The organism is Devosia polycyclovorans (assembly GCF_042181575.1).
GTDB classification, from domain to species: Bacteria; Pseudomonadota; Alphaproteobacteria; order Rhizobiales; family Devosiaceae; genus Devosia; species Devosia polycyclovorans.
In genome coordinates this window covers 3,139,873-3,156,693 of sequence record NZ_CP170082.1, presented here as the reverse complement: position 1 = coordinate 3,156,693, position 16,821 = coordinate 3,139,873, and the positions used below count along the sequence as shown (strand labels likewise).

General features: G+C 61.3%; 14 protein-coding genes. 5 read left to right on the top strand and 9 right to left on the bottom strand.

Going from position 1 to position 16,821, the window contains the following annotated elements:
* Nucleotides 1-8: 8 nt before the first annotated feature.
* The 4 genes from ACE4RL_RS15755 to ACE4RL_RS15740 all read right to left on the bottom strand — a co-directional run bounded on the left by ACE4RL_RS15755 (nucleotide 9) and on the right by ACE4RL_RS15740 (nucleotide 6,344).
* Complete coding sequence (locus ACE4RL_RS15755) at nucleotides 9-3,206, bottom strand: alpha-mannosidase (RefSeq protein WP_375598053.1); 3,198 nt, start codon at nucleotides 3,204-3,206, stop codon at nucleotides 9-11.
* Entirely contained in the window at nucleotides 3,203-4,015 is an 813-nt protein-coding gene (locus tag ACE4RL_RS15750; RefSeq protein ID WP_375598052.1) for a carbohydrate ABC transporter permease, read from the bottom strand. The genes ACE4RL_RS15755 and ACE4RL_RS15750 overlap by 4 nt, the downstream gene beginning before the upstream one ends.
* Nucleotides 4,016-4,906, bottom strand: coding sequence for a carbohydrate ABC transporter permease (locus ACE4RL_RS15745; RefSeq protein ID WP_375598051.1), 891 nt, complete (start codon nucleotides 4,904-4,906; stop codon nucleotides 4,016-4,018). It abuts the gene before it with no gap.
* A 121-nt stretch (nucleotides 4,907-5,027) separates the two neighbouring features.
* Nucleotides 5,028-6,344, bottom strand: a complete 1,317-nt coding sequence (locus ACE4RL_RS15740) for an extracellular solute-binding protein (protein ID WP_375598050.1) — start codon at nucleotides 6,342-6,344, stop codon at nucleotides 5,028-5,030.
* A gap of 281 nt (nucleotides 6,345-6,625) precedes the next feature.
* On the opposite strand from ACE4RL_RS15740, the gene ACE4RL_RS15735 reads away from it, so the two are divergent.
* Nucleotides 6,626-7,648 carry a LacI family transcriptional regulator gene (locus ACE4RL_RS15735; RefSeq protein ID WP_375598049.1) on the top strand — a complete coding sequence of 341 codons (1,023 nt, stop codon included), beginning with the start codon at nucleotides 6,626-6,628 and terminating at the stop codon, nucleotides 7,646-7,648.
* A gap of 3 nt (nucleotides 7,649-7,651) precedes the next feature.
* Here ACE4RL_RS15735 and ACE4RL_RS15730 read toward each other — a convergent pair whose 3' ends face one another.
* Nucleotides 7,652-8,674, bottom strand: coding sequence for a LacI family DNA-binding transcriptional regulator (locus tag ACE4RL_RS15730; RefSeq protein ID WP_375598048.1), 1,023 nt, complete (start codon nucleotides 8,672-8,674; stop codon nucleotides 7,652-7,654).
* Nucleotides 8,675-8,883: 209 nt separating this feature from the next.
* Here ACE4RL_RS15730 and ACE4RL_RS15725 point away from each other — a divergent pair, with 209 nt between their 5' ends.
* From ACE4RL_RS15725 to ACE4RL_RS15715, 3 genes are all read left to right on the top strand, one after another.
* Nucleotides 8,884-10,425, top strand: a complete 1,542-nt coding sequence (locus tag ACE4RL_RS15725) for a sugar ABC transporter ATP-binding protein (RefSeq protein ID WP_375598047.1) — start codon at nucleotides 8,884-8,886, stop codon at nucleotides 10,423-10,425.
* On the top strand, nucleotides 10,406-11,434 hold the full coding sequence (locus tag ACE4RL_RS15720) for an ABC transporter permease (RefSeq protein ID WP_375598046.1): 1,029 nt from the start codon (nucleotides 10,406-10,408) through the stop codon (nucleotides 11,432-11,434). The genes ACE4RL_RS15725 and ACE4RL_RS15720 overlap by 20 nt, the downstream gene beginning before the upstream one ends.
* A gap of 77 nt (nucleotides 11,435-11,511) precedes the next feature.
* Complete coding sequence (locus ACE4RL_RS15715) at nucleotides 11,512-12,453, top strand: substrate-binding domain-containing protein (protein ID WP_375600299.1); 942 nt, start codon at nucleotides 11,512-11,514, stop codon at nucleotides 12,451-12,453.
* Between the two features lie 287 nt (nucleotides 12,454-12,740).
* Here the strand turns inward: ACE4RL_RS15715 and ACE4RL_RS15710 are convergent, their stop codons facing one another.
* The 4 genes from ACE4RL_RS15710 to ACE4RL_RS15695 all read right to left on the bottom strand — a co-directional run bounded on the left by ACE4RL_RS15710 (nucleotide 12,741) and on the right by ACE4RL_RS15695 (nucleotide 15,909).
* Nucleotides 12,741-12,941 (bottom strand): heavy-metal-associated domain-containing protein, encoded by a 201-nt coding sequence (locus tag ACE4RL_RS15710; RefSeq protein WP_375598045.1) that lies wholly within the window; start codon nucleotides 12,939-12,941, stop codon nucleotides 12,741-12,743.
* A 1-nt stretch (nucleotide 12,942) separates the two neighbouring features.
* Nucleotides 12,943-13,359, bottom strand: a complete 417-nt coding sequence (gene cueR / locus ACE4RL_RS15705; RefSeq protein WP_375598044.1) for a Cu(I)-responsive transcriptional regulator — start codon at nucleotides 13,357-13,359, stop codon at nucleotides 12,943-12,945.
* Entirely contained in the window at nucleotides 13,356-15,617 is a 2,262-nt protein-coding gene (locus ACE4RL_RS15700) for a heavy metal translocating P-type ATPase (RefSeq protein ID WP_375598043.1), read from the bottom strand. The genes cueR and ACE4RL_RS15700 overlap by 4 nt, the downstream gene beginning before the upstream one ends.
* Nucleotides 15,618-15,684: 67 nt before the next feature.
* The gene (locus ACE4RL_RS15695; RefSeq protein WP_375598042.1) at nucleotides 15,685-15,909 is read right to left on the bottom strand and encodes a hypothetical protein; all 225 of its coding nucleotides are present in this window, start codon (nucleotides 15,907-15,909) and stop codon (nucleotides 15,685-15,687) included.
* A gap of 185 nt (nucleotides 15,910-16,094) precedes the next feature.
* On the opposite strand from ACE4RL_RS15695, the gene ACE4RL_RS15690 reads away from it, so the two are divergent.
* Nucleotides 16,095-16,817, top strand: coding sequence for a Crp/Fnr family transcriptional regulator (locus ACE4RL_RS15690; RefSeq protein WP_375598041.1), 723 nt, complete (start codon nucleotides 16,095-16,097; stop codon nucleotides 16,815-16,817).
* Nucleotides 16,818-16,821 lie beyond the last annotated feature (4 nt).

The window sequence follows — 16,821 nt, the reverse complement described above, 5'->3', positions numbered from 1 at the left end:
GCGCCTCCTCAGGTCTGGATCATCAGGGTTGCGATTTCAAACGGCCGTAGCTTGAGCGTGATGCTGTTGTCCTTGATGTCCAAGGGCTCGGTTTCACCTTCTTCCATCAGATTGACGATACGGGCCGACTTGACCGGCAGGCCGAAGGCGATGGTCGCCTCTGCGCGCCGATTGGCATGTTCGTAGACGCGCAGCACCAGAGCGTCGGATTGCTCCGCTTTCTTGATCGTCTCGATGGTGACATTGGCTGCATCCACAGAGGCGAGACTAAAGCCGCCGAACTCGCTCGCCCGTGTCGTCGCGATGGCGCGCGAACCGACCACAGCGACAGGATTGTTGAAGCGTTCGGCGGCGCGGGGAATCTCGGCGAGGTCGGCGACGCCCTCATGCACGAGCATGGCATAGCGGATACGATGCTCGCCTAAATCCGCCTTTGGATCGGGGAACGTGGAGCCGCGCACCAGGGTGAGACGCACCGACTGTTCGTGGCAGTCATAGGCATATTTGCTGTCATTGAGCAGGGCGATGCCGAAATCGGCCTCCGAAATATCGACCCAGCGATGCATCGAGGCCTCGAAACGGGCACGATCCCAGGTGGTGTTGCGATGGGTCGGGCGCGTCACATGCCCAAAGGCGATTTCGGAGCGGATTTCGCTGGTGTTGAGATCGAAACCGAACTGTGCCTTGATGACCTGCGCACGCTCCTGCCAGTCAATGAAAGTGTCAAACTCGACCTGCCGCTCGCCGGCCGTCAGCGAGATGACCTGCACGATTTTCGATTTTTGATAGGCGCGGGCGATGCGAATGGCGGCACGATGCGGACCGGTTTCGACCACCGAAATATCGGCCTTGGCGTCGGCGAGAGGCCAGGACTGCTCCTCGAAATACCGATCGATGTCCCAGGCATCCCACTCCATCGGCTTGTCTTCATAGGCGATGAGGCGGTTGGCCCTGGCGCCGGGCGCGAGAGCCTCGCGATTGCGAGTCTTGTCGAACACGGAGGTCATCTCGCCGGCCTTGTCGAAGGTGACGCGGATTAGCGCATTCTCGAGATGGCTTGCCGAGACAGAAAGTTCGGTCTCGGTGGCGGCGCCACCAGGAACGAGCTGCGCGCCGGTCCAGCCCAGTGGTGCCATCTCGGCGGCCGCAGCGACCGTGTCGGTCGACCCATCGGCGCGGTTGATCTTCTGCACCGGCTGGGTGCCTGAGGCTGTCGCGAGCGCCGCGTCGTCGGAAACCCCGGCGCCCAGATGGACGAGGCCCGAACGGGTCTGGCTGGTGAAATTGATCAGGCGAAGTTGATCCGGGCCCGGCTTGGTAGCCGCCTGCGCCGCGGCGTGCCAGGGACCATTGGCCGAATCCAGCGTCGAGAAGATGCGGCCATATTCGGCGTCGCTGTCGACATAGACCTCTGGAATGGACGTGCCCGGCAGGATGTCGTGGAACTGGTTGATGAGTACCAGCTCCCAGAACTCGGCCAGCGTTTCGCTGGGATAGGCGTGACCAGCCGTGACCAGGGCGATGGCGCCGAGCATTTCCAGCTCGCGCAGGCGGCGTTCCGAATTCCGGTTATTGGCCTTGTTCTTGGCCACCGAGGTCAGTGTGCCCCGGTGATATTGCAGGTATAGCTCGCCATTCCAAACCGGGAACCTGCCCGGTTCCGCATCCATGGCTTTGCCCAGACGGTCGAGGAAAGGCACGATGCCCTCGAGCTTGACCTTGGGTGCACCGGGGATGCCACGCTCAAGGCGCGTGCCGCGCTCGATCATGGCGCGGGTCGGGCCGCCGCCGCCATCGCCATAGCCATAGGACATGACGACCTCGTTATAGGCCGCCTTGGGCTCATAGCGCTTCCAGGCGCCCATGGTCTCTGAGACCGAGAGATCGCCATTATAGGTCGTGAATATCTGCTCGCTGTCGTATTTCTGGGCGGTAATCAGCTGCGCCTTGGTGGTGGTGCCGTCAATGCCGCGCCAGAAGAAGGTGTCGTAGGGATGACGGTCCGTATCGTTCCAGCTCAGCTTGGACGTGACGAAATATTTCAGGCCCGACTTGTTCATGATCTGCGGCAGATTGGCCGAATAGCCGAAGGTGTCGGGCAGCCACACGGTTTTGGGGTCGACGCCGAAATGTTCGAGATGAAACCGGCGGCCGCGCATGATCTGGCGGACGAGGCTCTCGCCCGAGGCGATATTGACGTCCGGCTCCACCCACATGGCGCCTTCGATCTCGAACTGGCCGGACTTGATCCGCGCCATCATCCGGTCCCAGATTTCCGGGTAGTCCCGTTTGAGGAAGTCGAACAGCACCGACTGGTTGTACATGAAGACGAATTGCGGATACTCCTCCATCAGGTTGAGCACCGTGGCAAAGCTGCGGCCGGTCTTGTCGCGGGTGTGCATGACCCGCCAGAGCCAGCCCACATCGAGATGGGTTGAGCCGACAGCCGTTATCTGCGGCTGCACTTCGGTGTCGACGAGCTCATAGATTTCCTGGGCGATCTTTTCGGCCTCGGGCAGGCCCGCTTCGAACGCATCGGTATCCCCGTCGCGCCGGTCCAACGCCCGCAGCGCCCTCTGCACGATGTTGAGAATGGCGTGGCGGCGCGGATCGTTCTGTTGCAGCAGAACGGCGACATCGACCGGCGTCTGCAGGTCGTAATAGAGCTTTTCGGCGCGCTCATTGCGGGTGAAGAAATCCACCTCGAAGCCGACCAGGGGCCTGTCGAAGAAGGTAAAGGCATTGACCAGCAACACATGCTTGTTGCCCGGCTTGGCGTCGCGCTCGATCACCAGCTCGGTGTGGTTGCCGTCCAGCGCCTGGGCGATCTTGCCGTCGAGATAGGCAAGGCATTGCGGGTCGGTCGAGCCGGGACGGTCCTGCCACTGGCTGGTAAAGTGGGCAACAAAGACCTTGCCGCGCGCCGCTTCGGGCACGGTGATTTCGGCGGCGAACCAGGTATGCTCCTGGTGTTTGCCCCAGACCGAGTGGCGGCCGAACTTCTCCCATTGCCGCCAATCGGCATTGAGTGCGTCCGCGGATGAGACGTTGTCTGCGCGCTGCACATGCCACTGGAACGGCACGTCCTCGACCGGCGTACGGATTTTCTGTTCCAGATCCGCGCATAGGCGCAGCAGCTTGCCCTCTTGTTTCAGATCGTCGTCCAGCAAACCCAGCCTGGACGAGAGGGGATTGGAATAGGTCATCCTTTAACTCCGACACCGGCGAACCCTGTGTTCATGTTCCGCCGTAACAAGAAATACACGCCGACCGCCGGCGCAGCGTAGATGATGGAAAAGGCCGTCAGGAACCCGTAGTTGATGGCCCCTTGCTGGCCAAAGGCCGCGTAGAGCCCCACCGACATGGGGAAGGCATCCTGCACGCGCGCGAAGATCAACGGCAGCAGGAACTCATTCCAGGCCCCGGTGAAGCTGAAGAACCAAACAACTGCGATGCCGGCGCGCGACATGGGCAAGACGATGCGCGTTACAATCTGAAGAAGGCTGGCGCCCTCCACATAGGCCGCTTCCTCAAGTTCGATCGGCACTGTGTCGAAGAAGTTTTTGAGCAGCAGCAGGGTGAAGGGCAGGTTGAGGATGGTCAGCGCAATGATGACGCCAAGCTGGTTGAGCAGACCCGTGCGCTGCGCCGCGAAATAGAGCGGCACCAGAACGCCCGCCGCCGGCAGCATGCGCAGAAGGACGAGGGTCCAGAGGAACGCGTTGCGACCTGGAATCTTGAGCCGGGATAGCGGATATGCGGCCGAGATGCCGACGACGACGCTGAGCGTGGCGGTGCCAGCTGCGATCAGCATCGAATTGAGGAACTGGCGCCCGGCATTGCCGCTGACGGCAAGCCCGAAATTGTCGAGCCCCACCACCCTGGGGATTTCAAGCTGACCCGTGGAGAGCGGATTGAAGGCATTGAGGATGAGCCAGGAAAACGGGCTGACCCAGATCACGGCCATGAAGCTCAGTGCAATGGCAGTGAGGCGGGAGGGTTGGGTGGATTCCATTTACTTGGGCTCCCGCAGCAGGCGCAGGTAGAATAGGGACAGAAAGCCCACAATCGCCAGCATCGCTACCGAGATCGCCGAGCCAAAGCCCAGGTTGCCGCGCGAAAAGCTCTGATTGTAGAGGAAGACGGCCAGCGTCTCAGTCTGTCGGCCTGGACCACCACCGGTCATCGCGAAGATCAGCGGGAAATATGTGAAGGTCCAGATGGTGATGAACAGCATATTGGTGGCGATATGCGGCCGGATGATTGGCAATTGCACCAGCCAGATGCGCTGCAGCGGCGTCGCGCCATCAACCTTGGCAGCCTCCACCACTTCGCGGCTGACTGAATCCAGGGCGGCCGTGAACAAAAGATAGGACCAGGCCGTACCCTTCCAGATATTGGCAATGGTGACCACCGGCAGGGCGTAATCGTTGATGAAATTGACTGGTGGCAGGCCGAGAGGCGTGATTATGAGCTGATTGATCAGCCCCGTTTGCGCTGTCGTCGCTGACCACAAAAATGCCGCCACGATATCGGGCAGCAGCCAGCCCAGCATGATGCAGACTTCCACCACGCTGCGCAGCATCGAGCGCGAGCCACGCAACGCGGCGGCGAGCAGGAAGCCCAGAACCGACTGGCCCACAATGGCCGAGAAGAACACAAAGATGACAGTGGTCCACAAGGACTCCAGGAACCCCCGGCGGGTGAACAGGCGCTCGAAATTCTCAAGCCCCACCCAGCTCCATTCCACGCTCTTGCGGCCGACCAGGGCCAGATCGGTGAAGCTGAAGGCAAAGGCCCAGACGGTGAAATAGAGCAGGGTGCCGATCAGCAGGATGGCGGGCAACATGCCCAGCCCAAGAACCCACAAATTGCTCGTGAGCCAGGGATTGGCCTGATTTTTCATCTACGCCTCTTGGCTGTGCTGCTTGCACCCGCGGCGACCTCGGCGGAACGCAACAGCGGACGGCTGAAAAGAAGGCCGGCGACATCTGGAGGACAGGAGATGCCGCCGGCAGTTGGTCAGGTTATTCGTAGGTAATCACGTTTTCCTCGCCGAACTCGTCGACCAGGGCGTCGTGATATTCCTGCACCACTTGATCGGGCGGCACGCCATCGAGAATATCGGCAGTCGCCTGCTGGATCAGGGCCGAGACGGTCTGGTAGCCCGGAACGGTGTCGCGACCGGTGGTATCGGCAGCCAGCTTGGTGGCTTCGGCAAGGAATGGATCGGCTGTGTATTCGGGCGATTCCGAAATGTCGGTGCGAACCGCCATGCGGTGATTGGCCAAGGTCCACTCCTTGAAGTTGCCTTCGTCGAAGATGGCGCTGATCAGCTTGAAGGCCATGTCCTTGTCGGCTGCATTGGCGTTGATCCCGATGGTCCAGCCACCCGATATATTCGTCGTGGTCTTGGCGCCTTCCACGCCCGACCCCGGCCAGGGGGTCCAGGCCACCATAGCGTCGCGTTCCTCGCGGCTGGGCGGGTTGTTGCAGTCCCAAAGGCACGCATCTTCCCATGAGCCCGAGGCCAAGATGCCGAGTTCGTCCGCCGCCAGGGCCGCACGCACGGCCGCTCCAATATCGGTGGCATAGTTCAATTCGGCCGTGTTCAGCTCACGCTCGACATAAACCTGGTGGAACAGATCGAAAGTGCGGCGTAGGGCAGGGCTGTCCCCGATCCACTGGCCCGTCTCGCGATTAAGCAGGCGATTGCGATCATCCTCCGGAACATCGGCACCGAGCAGTGCCATATAGACGCCCTGCATGGTGGCAGCTTCCGCCTGTTTTGTGCCGGCCGGAAGCTGGAAGGGATAGCGAACCCCGGCATCCTTGAGCTTCTGGGCCGCATCAAGCACATCGTCCCAGGTCTTGGGTTCCCACGGCGTCGGGATGCCCGCCTTCTCGAAGTTCGACACATCGTACCAGAGCATGCGCACATCTGTATCGGTGGGCAGCGCATAGACCTGCCCCTGATAGGAGGCGACCTCGAGCAGACCCGGCATGTAATATTCGAACTGATCCCAGCCGGCGAGCAGCTCATCGAGCGGATGCAGATAGCCGGCCGAGGCCAGCTCGGACACCATGAAACTGTCCATCAGGTTGACATCTGCTGCCGTGCCGGCGGCAAGATCGAGCGCGATGCGCTGGTCGTAGCCCTGGCCCGGCAATTTGATGGCATTGACCGTTTCACCGGTCTCGGCCTCAAAGGCCTCAATGCCCGGTTCGACCAATGCGGCGATCCATTCGGCATACATGAACGAGACTTCGGCCCGTGCCGGGGCCGAAAGGGCGCTCGTCATGGCAAGGGCAGCAACACTCCCCAGCAGAACGTTCTTAAGCATACACACCTCCCTGTGATGTTGCCCGCCACGCCTGTGGCGGGCGCCGGCTCCTCTTCCGGCGTATGAGCGCAGCTAATCACAAGAAATGCAACGTTGCAATTGCGGAGCTGTAGAAAGTCAAAATTCTCCGGAGAAATCGTTTAAAATGAAGAATAATCAGATATTTAAAGGTGCAACTTCCAGCGATTTGGTGCGGTTGTATCGTTTGCATCGTTGCATCAAACTCCGGTACACACAGGCCCGCCGCTCTGCTATGAAGGCTGTCAGGGGATAGTAGCTGCATGACCAAGAACAGGCCCGGGCTTCAGGCCAAGGGGCGCGTTACACTCAAGACCATCGCAGAGGCTACCGGCCTCAGCCTTTCCACCGTGTCACTGTCGCTGCGGGGCGGCACGACGCTCAAGCAAGAGACACGCGACAAAGTCGCGGCGGCCGCCGAAGCGTTGGGCTATGTGCCCGACCGGGCGGGGGTGCGTCTGCGCACTGGCAAGACCAATGTGCTGGCCCTGGTGCTTGACGGAGCAGAGGACTCCATCGACTTCGCGCGCCAGATGATTCAGGGCATCGGCCAGGCACTCCAGGGAACGCCCTACCATCTGAATGTGACGCCGGAATTCGACCGGCATTCCACCGACACCATCCGCTACATTCTGGAAAACCGCACGGCTGACGGGGTGATTATCACCCATACCGGTCCGCGCGATCCGCGGGTGCAGATGATGATCGATGCTGACTTTCCCTTCGTCAGTCACGGTCGGACGGAGTTTTATACGCCTCACCCCTATCACGACTTCCACTCCGAGGTCTTTGCGGCAACGGCCGTGGAGCGCCTCGCCAGAAAGGGCTGCCACCGGGTGCTGCTGGTGATTGGCGATGACAGCACAACAAACTACCAAAACATCGTCACCGCTTTTTACAAGGCGGCGGCGCGCAATGGCATTGAGACAACTCTGCTCGAACGGACTGTCGGCGTGACCCCGGCCGAGATGCGCAGCAGGGGCATAGAACTCTCGCGCTCGCCGGGCAGGCCCGACGGGGTTATCTGTGATAGCGAGATGCGGACGCTTGCGTTGCTGGGCGGCCTGATGGAGGCCGGGGTTGCCATTGGCGAGGATGTTCACCTGGTTTACAAACAGACCTCGGGTATTCTGCCCACTATGTTTCCGCACATCGACAGCGTGCGTGAGGACATTGTCGGCGCCGGCGTGGAACTGACCCGGCTGCTGCGTCTACGCATTGATGGCGCGCCGGTCGAGCAATTGCAGACCTTGGCCGAACCCCAGCCGCAATGGCGCAGCGACTAAGGTTCAACCCGCCGGTCGCGATACCGAATTGCGCAGGATCAGTTCGGCGCGCAGCAGCACTTCGAGCGATTTCGGCTTCTCCCCGGCCAGCAGCGTCAGCAGCAATTCCATTGCTGCCTCGCCCATGCGATGACGGGGCTGCTTCATCGTGGTCAGCGACGGGGTGATGAAGCTGGCAAACGAAATATCGTCAAATCCCATCACCGAGAATTGCCGGGGCAAGTCGTAGCGGCGGGCATTGAGGGCAATGATCACGCCCATTGCGGTCGCGTCATTGACGCACAGGAATGCCGTGGGCAGGGCATCGCGCACGAACATCAGCTCGGCGGCCGCGCGGCCGCTTTCCGTGGTGCCGTCACCATCGATGATAAGCCGCGGATCGATATTGATGCCGGCCCCGCCAAGGGCGGCCCGATAGCCGTCCTCCCGCAGCCGGTTGATCTCGCGATTGGGCGCTCGCCCGACAAAGGCGATGCGGCGATGGCCCTGCGAGATCAGGTGCTCCGCCGCGACACGCGCGCCTTCGAAATTGTCGACCCCGACAAATGGAATGTCTTCGCCGAGGACCGGTTCATTGACCGCCACCATGGGCGGCAGGCGCGCATCGGCTGGTGACTGGCCCAGTCCGAAGGGCAGGTGGCCCGTGAACAGGATCAGCCCGTCGGCCTGGTTGGAGCTGATAAAGCGCAGATAGTCCGTTTCCCGGCTGGGGTCGTTCTGGGTGTTGCCGATCAACAGGCCATAGCCGCGCTTGCTGGCTTCGGTCTCAAGGCCCACCAGGATGTTGGAGAAGTTCGGGTCACCGACATCGGGGGCAAGAATCAGGATCATGTTGCTGCGGCGCATGCGCAGCGAGCGGGCCATGGCATTGGTGGTGTAGCCGGTGCGGGCAATCGCATCGGTGACCTTGCGGCGCGTCGCATCGGCCACCTTGGTTGGCTCGTTGATCGCGCGGCTGACGGTGGCGATGGATACGCCCGCCATCGCGGCAACATCTTCGATTGTGGCCAGCTTTTGCTGCAGCACTTGGCTCTCCGCCCTCCGTGCGTGGCCTGATAGCCTTGCGCACTCCGCCTTTAGCAGACGCCGCGGCTTTGGCTACGGCCTCCTCCCGGCGATAAACCGAATTCGAACACTGTAAACCTTTACACGGTTCGTGAAAACCTTTACATCAGCGATCAGAACCAAATGATCACCGCATCAAGCAGTGCCGGGTTCAGGGGAGGAGACGCGATATGGCTGAAGCGCCAGACGCAAATGTGCCGTCGATTCTGTCGGCCAGCCGCATCTCGAAATCCTTCGGCGAAATCCCCGTGCTGTTCAGCATCGATTTCGATGTCCGCCCCGGCGAAGTTCACGCCATTATCGGTGAGAACGGCGCTGGCAAATCCACGCTGATCAAGATCCTTTCGGGCATTGAACAGCCGACCTCCGGCACCATCACCTACGACGGCCAGAAAGTCGTGCTGCCGCCCAACGGCGAGGCGGCGGCCATGGGCATCGTGGTGATCCATCAGGAATTGCTGTTGGCCGAGCATCTGTCCGTTGCGGACTCGATCTTTCTCGGGCGCGAACTGAAATCTGGGCCATTCCTCGACCTCAAGGCGATGCGGGATCAGGCCAAGGCTATCCTGGACACCCTGCATGTCCCGATCGATCCGGATGCGCGGATCAACACCTTGTCGGTGGCGGACAAGCAGATGGTCGAGATCGCCAAGGCGATCAGCCGCGATGCCCGCGTCATCATCATGGATGAGCCGACCGCCGTGCTGTCGGTGGCCGAAAGCCGTACCCTCTTCGAACAGGTGCGACGCCTGACGGCAAAGGGCGTGGCGGTGATCTTCATCTCGCACAAGCTCGATGAGATCATGGAACTGGCCAATCGTGTCACCGTGCTGCGCGATGGCCAATTGATCGCCACCGTGGGCACCGAGAACCTCACCCCCGATTCTATCGCCCAGATGATGGTCGGTCGCGAACTGTCCAATCTTTATCCGCCCAAGCGCGAGCCCGATGTCGACACTGAAGTCGTGCTCTCGGTGCGCGGGCTGTCGGCGCCGGGCATATCGGACATCTCGTTTGACTTGAGGCGCGGGGAAATCCTGGGCTTTGCCGGGCTGATCGGGTCCGGGCGCACCGCTGTGGCCGAGGCTATTGCCGGGCTGAGCGCGAAGACCGGCGGAGAGGTCACCGTCAATGGGGCGCCCGCCGACTATTCCGACGTTTCGAAATCCGTTGCGGCGGGCCTGGCCTATATGACCAAGGACCGGAAGGGGCGGGGGCTTCTGCTCAATGCAGGCCTCCAGCCCAACCTGACTTTGCTGACCCTGAAAAAGCACCTGAAAATGGGCTTTCTCGATGGCCGAAGCGAGGCCGAGGCGCTGGACCGGGCCGTGCGTCGTTTCGATATCCGCGCCCGCGATCCTTCGGTGCAGGTCGGCAAGCTCTCTGGCGGCAATCAGCAAAAGCTGATGCTGGGCAAGACCATGGAGAGCGATCCCGAGATCGTCATCATGGACGAACCGACGCGCGGCATCGACGTCGGCACCAAGCAGCAAATCTATCACATCATCGCGGCGCTGGCCGCCGAGGGGAAAGCGATCATCGTGATCTCCTCGGAAATGCAGGAAGTCATCGGCCTCAGCCATCGTGTTGTCGTCATGCGCCAGGGGCGTATGGCCGGCGTGCTGGAAGGCGCAGAAATAACCGAAGCCGAGATCATGCGTTACGCGGCCGGCATCAAGCAGGGTGGGGAAAATGAGCGTCTCAGTGCCTGATACGGCAAGCAAACCGCATAAGGGCTTCCGGCTCGATCTCAAGACCGCAGGACCGCTGCTGGCGCTGATCCTGCTGATCATCCTGGGCTATAGCCTCAACCCGCTTTTCCTCGGGGAAGGCAACGTCACCAACCTGCTCACCCGCTCCGCCTTTATCGGCATTATCGCGGTCGGCGCGACCTTCGTCATTACCGCGGGTGGCATCGACCTCTCGGTTGGCTCCATGGCCGCCTTCATTGCCGGCATGATGATCATCATCATGAATGCCGCCGTCGACAGCATGGGCGCCTCGATCTGGACGGTGCTGCTGGGCATAGGCTGTTCGCTGATCCTGGGGATCGGCGCTGGCTTCATCAACGGCTTTCTGACCACCAAAGGCAAGATCGAAGCCTTTATCGTGACCCTGGGCACGATGGGCATTTATCGCTCGCTGATCACCTATTTTGCCGATGGCGGCACGCTCTCGCTCAATCGCGGTGCGCGCGAGATCTATCGGCCGGTCTATTATGACAGCTTCCTGGGGCTGCCCTATCCGGTCTGGGTGTTCATCATCGTTGCCGTGATCGGCTGGGTGCTGATGAACCGCACGGCCTTTGGGCGCTACTGCATGGCCATCGGCTCCAACGAGCAAGTGGCGCGCTATTCCGCCATCAAGGTCGATCGCGTCCGCACTTGGACCTATATCCTGCAGGGCCTGTGCGTCTCGCTCGCCACCATCATCTATGTGCCGCGTCTCGGCTCGGCTTCCTCGGCGACCGGTGTGCTCTGGGAACTCGAGGCGATTGCCGCGGTGATCATTGGCGGCACCATGCTCAAGGGCGGCTTTGGCCGCATTGGCGGCACGGTGATCGGCGCGCTGATCCTGACGGCGATCGGCAATATTCTCAATCTCACCGATATCATCTCGAACTACCTCAACGGGGCAGTGCAGGGCGTGATCATCGTAGCGGCCGTCTATCTCCAGCGCGGCTCGTTCCGCACCGGCCGCCGGGCCAAGAAGGCCGAGTAACCTTGAATTCCCAGCCCTTTCGGGGCGGGCATAACCGGCGCGTGGCGCCACACATTAAGGGAGGACTACCCATGTCTATGAAGGCATTGACCCTGGCTCTGGCGGCAACGACCGCTCTGGCCGGCGCAGCGGTGGCACAGGATCAGATCCGGATCGGTGTCTCCATTCCAGCCGCAACCCACGGCTGGGCCGGCGGCCTGAACTGGCACGCCCAGGAAGCCGAGAAGCGTCTCGAAGCTGCGCATAGCAATATCGACATCACCATCGTGACTGCCGACAGCCCCGGCGACCAGGCCAGCGATATCGAAGACCTGATCTCGGTGCAGCAGATCGACGCGCTTGTCGTCCTGCCCTTCGAATCCGACCCGCTGGTCGAGCCGGTTCGCCAGGCCAAGGAAGCCGGTGCATTCATCACCGTCGTTGACCGCGGCCTGCCCGATAGCTCGATCCAGGACGTCTACGTTGCCGGCAACAACACCGAGCTGGGTTCGGTTTCTGCCGAGTACTTCAAGACCCGTCTCGGTGACGGGGATAACATCGTGATCCTGCGCGGTATCCCGACGGTGATCGACACCGAACGTTTTGACGCCTTCATGGCCGGTATCGAGGGCTCGGGCATCAATGTGCTCGACGATGAGTTTGCCAACTGGAACCGCGACGATGGCTTTGAAGTGATGCAGGACTTCCTGTCGCGCTTCCCCGATATCGACGGCGTCTGGGCGCAGGACGACGACATTGCCATGGGTGTGGTGGAAGCCGTGCGTCAGGCCGGTCGTGAAGACGAGATGTTCATCGTCGGTGGCGCTGGCATGAAGGACGTCATCAAGGGCATCATGGATGGCGACACCCTGATCCCGGTCGATGTGCTCTATCCGCCTGCCATGATCGCCACGGCCATGGACGTGACCGTTGCCAACTTCACTTCCAATGGTCCGGTGCAGGGCGAATACATTCTGGGTGCGCCGCTGGTGACCCAGGAGAACGCTGAGCAGTTCTACTTCCCGGACAGCCCGTTCTGAGCCAACGAAACCGACAACCATTTGAGGGGCGCCCATGGCGCCCCTTTTTCGTTTGATTTCAAGGCATTCGCGCGTCGTCAGGATGACACGGGAATCCCGGTATTTTTCCACCCGAGTTCCGGGCGGTGCCCGCCTTCCTTGGCGTCGCGGGGGCTCACCAGTTTCGAAGCTGCGGAAAAGTTTCCCTTTGATGGTCTTGCCGCGGGAACGACAGCGCTGCTGACGCATTATTGGGCCGGGCTCTGGGCGGCGCCGGCCTATTCTTTGGCGCCGCTGGAGCTCACCAATCACGCCGCTTCTGGCGTATAGCCTGCCTCGCGGATTGCCTCTTCGCCCTTGGCCTTGTCGCCCGTGAAACTGACCTTATGCGCTGCCAGGTTGATATCGACCTGCGTGCCCGGCAGGGCCTCCTCGAGGGCGCCGCGTATCGCGCCAACGCAATGGTTGCAGGTCATGTCGTTGACCGTCAGGGTGGTTTTCTCAGCCATTTCAGTGTCCTTTGGATGTCTGTTCGGCCGGTGTGCCGGCCAGATCGTCGAGAATGGGGCAATCGGGCCGATTGTCGCCGGCGCAGCAATGCACGAGATGACGGAGCGTCTTCACCATGCCCTGCAACTCGGCAATCTTGGTTTCGAGCGCCCCAATATGGGTACTGGCAATCTCCCGTACTTCGGCACTGGCCCGGCTCCGGTCCTGCCAGAGACCGAGCAGGACCGACGTTTCCTCAACCGAGAAGCCCAGGGTTCGTGCCCGCTTGATGAAGCGCAGCACATGCACCTCTTCGGCCCCGTAGACCCGGTAATTGCTGTCGGTCCGCGAAGGCGGGGAGATGAGGCCGATCTGTTCGTAATAGCGGATCATCTTGGCCGAGACGCCTGACTGGTCTGCGGCTTGTCCGATATTCATGACGTCCCTCCTTTGATGCCCCGCAAGCGTTGCGCATTGCCGACAACGAAGACCGAGCTCAGGGCCATGGCGCCGGCCCCGATCATGGGCGAGAGCAGGATACCGAAAGCAGGGTAGAGCACGCCGGCGGCCACCGGGATCAGAACGGCGTTGTAGCCGAAAGCCCAAAACAGGTTTTCCCAGATATTGCGCAGCGTCGCCCGGCTGACGGTCAGCGCATTGAGCACGCCTTTGAGGTCACCGCCCAGCAGTACCACATCCGCGCTTTCAATGGCCGCATCCGTGCCCGAGCCGACGGCGATGCCGATATCGGCTTCGGCCAGGGCCGGGGCATCGTTGATACCGTCCCCGACATAGGCGACAACCCGATTGCCTTGCCGCAGCGACTTGATGGCCTCCACCTTGTCGGCGGGCAGCACTTCGGCCCGCACCTCGTCAATGCCGAGCTGGGAGGCAATGGCCTCGGCCGTCCGACGGTTATCGCCCGAGATCATCGCGGTTTTCAGACCCATGCCGTGCAAGGCGTCGATGACCGACTTGCTGGTCGGCTTGATTGTGTCGGCCACGACGATCGCGGCAGCCAGCTTGTCATCGATCGCGGCGAATACCGGCGTCTTGCCTTCTGCAGCGAGCCTGTCGATGGCCTCCGAGAAATCAGAGAAATCCAGATGGCTCACATGGCGCTGCGAACCCACCGCAACCAGCCGTCCATCGACCCTCGCGGTGACGCCGGTACCCGAATTCGAGCTGAATTCGGTGACCGCGCCAAGGGTGAGGCCTGCCTTTTCGGCCGCCGCGACAATGGCCGTGGCAATGGGATGCTCGGACCGGCTCTCCACGGCAGCGACTAGCGCCAGCACCTCGTCATGCTCGAAATCGTCGTCAAGAATGAGATCGGTCAGCGCAGGCTTGCCTTCGGTCAGCGTGCCGGTCTTGTCGAAGGCGACCACACCGGCATCGCGAAGCTGCTGCAAGGCTTCGCCCTTGCGGAACAGCACGCCGAGCTGGGCGGCACGGCCCGTGCCCACCATGATCGACATGGGGGTCGCCAGGCCCATGGCGCAGGGGCAAGCGATGATCAACACTGCGACCGCATTGACCAGCGCATAGGTCAGCGCGGGGTCGGGTCCGAGCCAGAACCAGACGATTGCGGTGAGGATGGCAAGAGCGATCACGATCGGTACGAAGACCGAGGTGATGCGGTCGACAATAGCCTGGATCGGCAGCTTACCGGCCTGCGCATCCTCGACCATGCGGATGATATGGGCCAGCAGGGTGTCGGCCCCCACCTTGGTGGCACGGAAGTTGAAGCTGCCCGACGTGTTGAGTGTACCGCCGACGACGCTTGCACCCACGGTCTTGGAGACGGGCAGGGGTTCTCCCGAGATCATCGATTCATCGATATGGCTTTCGCCCTCGACGATCTCACCGTCCACGGCAATCTTCTCGCCCGGACGTACCACGATGATGTCCCCGACCCGAACTTCTTCGACGGGTACTTCGACAGTCTTGCCATCGCGTTCGATCCGCGCGGTTTTGGCCTGTTGCTGCACCAACTGGCTGATCGCCTCTCCGGTGCGGCCCTTGGCGATGGCTTCCAGCCAGCGTCCAACCAGGATCAATGTGACGATAACCGCGGCCGCCTCGAAATACACATAGCGGGTTTCAGCCGGCACCAATTGCGGCACGAAGGTCACCACGCTGGAATAGAGCCAAGCGGCTCCGGCCCCCAGCGCCACCAAAGAGTTCATCTCCGGTGCGCCGCGGAAAAGCGCCGGGAAGCCGATTTTGAAGAAACGCAGGCCCGGTACGAACAGCACAAAGCTGGCCAGTGCGAAATAGGCGACCCAAAGCGTCTGGGTCGGGACGATCGACATCACCCACATGTGGAAAGGCATGTGGAGATGGCCGATCATCTCGATCAGGAACAGCGGCAGGGTCGGGATGGCGGCAATGATGACGTCGCGCTTGAGGATGGCGGCATCTTCATCGTGATGGTGCATATGGTCATGCGCCGGTGCATCGGGCTGGCGCAGGCTGGCCTTGTAGCCGACCTTCTCGACCGCCTTGAGCAGCGCATCGACCTCGCCGCCGGAAATGGTGGCGCGTTCCGTCGCCAGATTGACGGCGGCCGTTTCCACGCCTGGCACCTTGAGCAAGGCCTTTTCGACGCGATTGACGCAGGACGCGCAGGTCATGCCCTCGATGTCGATCGAAACGGCTGCGGATTTATCGTTGTGATGGACGTGTTCGTTCATGGTCTTTCACCTCGTCCACATCCATATAGACCTTCCCATCATGGTAAGGTCAAGGGCGGCATGTCTGTTACCCGGTGGGAGAGACCAATGCGTAGCCATCCTTGGCAAGCGCCGACTCAACTTGAGCCGATGAGGCGCCAAGAAGCTTGTCGTCGGTCATGGTGGTGGCGAAGTGGCGCCACTCAAGATGCTGCAGTTGGCGCGGTATGGCTGCTTCTGGCTCAAGGGACAGAATCAGCAATTGAGGCGGCTCGCCACCGGTGCTCTCCGAGATGAAAACATTGACGCGCATTTTTGCTTCCGTTTCCAAACCTTCCACATTGAGACATGCCCGGCGCCCGCGTGCAATCTTTTGGCGCTCACTTCATTTTTGTTGCGCAAAGAGAAACCGTCTGCGACCTCTTGGCGCAGCGACCGTCTGGCGGCTTATACTAGGACCGGGCAGGGCTTATTCCTCGCGGCATCAGGAGCATGCCAATGCAGACGCTACGCAAGGACATCCACAATTCCGAAGTGCCGGTCCTGTGCCAAAGTTGCGAGGCGCGGCATCAGGGTATTTGCGGTGCGCTCACCTCCGAACAATTGAGTGAACTGGCAAAATCAACTCGCCGGGTGCGCAAGGATGCAGGTGAAGAACTTCTCGCCGACGCCATGCCTATCTCCAGCTATGCCAATGTGCTGCGTGGCGTGATCAAGCTGTCCAAGGTGCTTGAAGACGGAAGGCAACAGGTCGTTGGCCTGCAGTTCGCGCCGGACTTGCTCGGGCGCCCCTTTGCCTCGGAAAGCCGGGTGAGCGCGGAGGCGGCATCGGAAGTGGACCTTTGCGTTATCCCCAAACCGGTGCTTGAGGGCATGCTTTCGGACAATGCCCGCCTGGAGCACCGGGTGATGATGCAGGCCCTGCGCGAACTGGACGAAGCGCGCGACTGGATGGTGACGCTGGGGCGCAAGAGTGCTGCCGAGAAAGTCGCCAGCTTTCTCTATCTGATTGCCACCCACATCGACCCAACCGAAGAGACACCCGACACCAATTTCGATTTGCCGCTGAGCCGGGCGGATATTGGGGATTTCCTGGGCCTGACCATCGAGACGGTGAGCCGGCAGATCAGCAAGCTCAAGGCCGACGGTGTCATCGAAATCGCCAACTATCGTCACGTGATGGTGCCGGATCTGGCTCGGCTGCGGGTCAGGTGTGGGTGACGGC

Excerpts from the sequence above, each read along its gene's own strand:
- ACE4RL_RS15755 (WP_375598053.1), bottom strand. The coding sequence starts at position 3,206 with ATGACCTATTCCAATCCCCTCTCGTCCAGGCTGGGTTTGCTGGACGAC.
- ACE4RL_RS15750 (WP_375598052.1), bottom strand. The coding sequence starts at position 4,015 with ATGGAATCCACCCAACCCTCCCGCCTCACTGCCATTGCACTGAGCTTC.
- ACE4RL_RS15745 (WP_375598051.1), bottom strand. The coding sequence starts at position 4,906 with ATGAAAAATCAGGCCAATCCCTGGCTCACGAGCAATTTGTGGGTTCTT.
- ACE4RL_RS15740 (WP_375598050.1), bottom strand. The coding sequence starts at position 6,344 with ATGCTTAAGAACGTTCTGCTGGGGAGTGTTGCTGCCCTTGCCATGACG.
- ACE4RL_RS15735 (WP_375598049.1), top strand. The coding sequence starts at position 6,626 with ATGACCAAGAACAGGCCCGGGCTTCAGGCCAAGGGGCGCGTTACACTC.
- ACE4RL_RS15725 (WP_375598047.1), top strand. The coding sequence starts at position 8,884 with ATGGCTGAAGCGCCAGACGCAAATGTGCCGTCGATTCTGTCGGCCAGC.
- ACE4RL_RS15720 (WP_375598046.1), top strand. The coding sequence starts at position 10,406 with ATGAGCGTCTCAGTGCCTGATACGGCAAGCAAACCGCATAAGGGCTTC.
- ACE4RL_RS15715 (WP_375600299.1), top strand. The coding sequence starts at position 11,512 with ATGAAGGCATTGACCCTGGCTCTGGCGGCAACGACCGCTCTGGCCGGC.
- ACE4RL_RS15710 (WP_375598045.1), bottom strand. The coding sequence starts at position 12,941 with ATGGCTGAGAAAACCACCCTGACGGTCAACGACATGACCTGCAACCAT.
- cueR (WP_375598044.1), bottom strand. The coding sequence starts at position 13,359 with ATGAATATCGGACAAGCCGCAGACCAGTCAGGCGTCTCGGCCAAGATG.
- ACE4RL_RS15700 (WP_375598043.1), bottom strand. The coding sequence starts at position 15,617 with ATGAACGAACACGTCCATCACAACGATAAATCCGCAGCCGTTTCGATC.
- ACE4RL_RS15695 (WP_375598042.1), bottom strand. The coding sequence starts at position 15,909 with ATGCGCGTCAATGTTTTCATCTCGGAGAGCACCGGTGGCGAGCCGCCT.
- ACE4RL_RS15690 (WP_375598041.1), top strand. The coding sequence starts at position 16,095 with ATGCAGACGCTACGCAAGGACATCCACAATTCCGAAGTGCCGGTCCTG.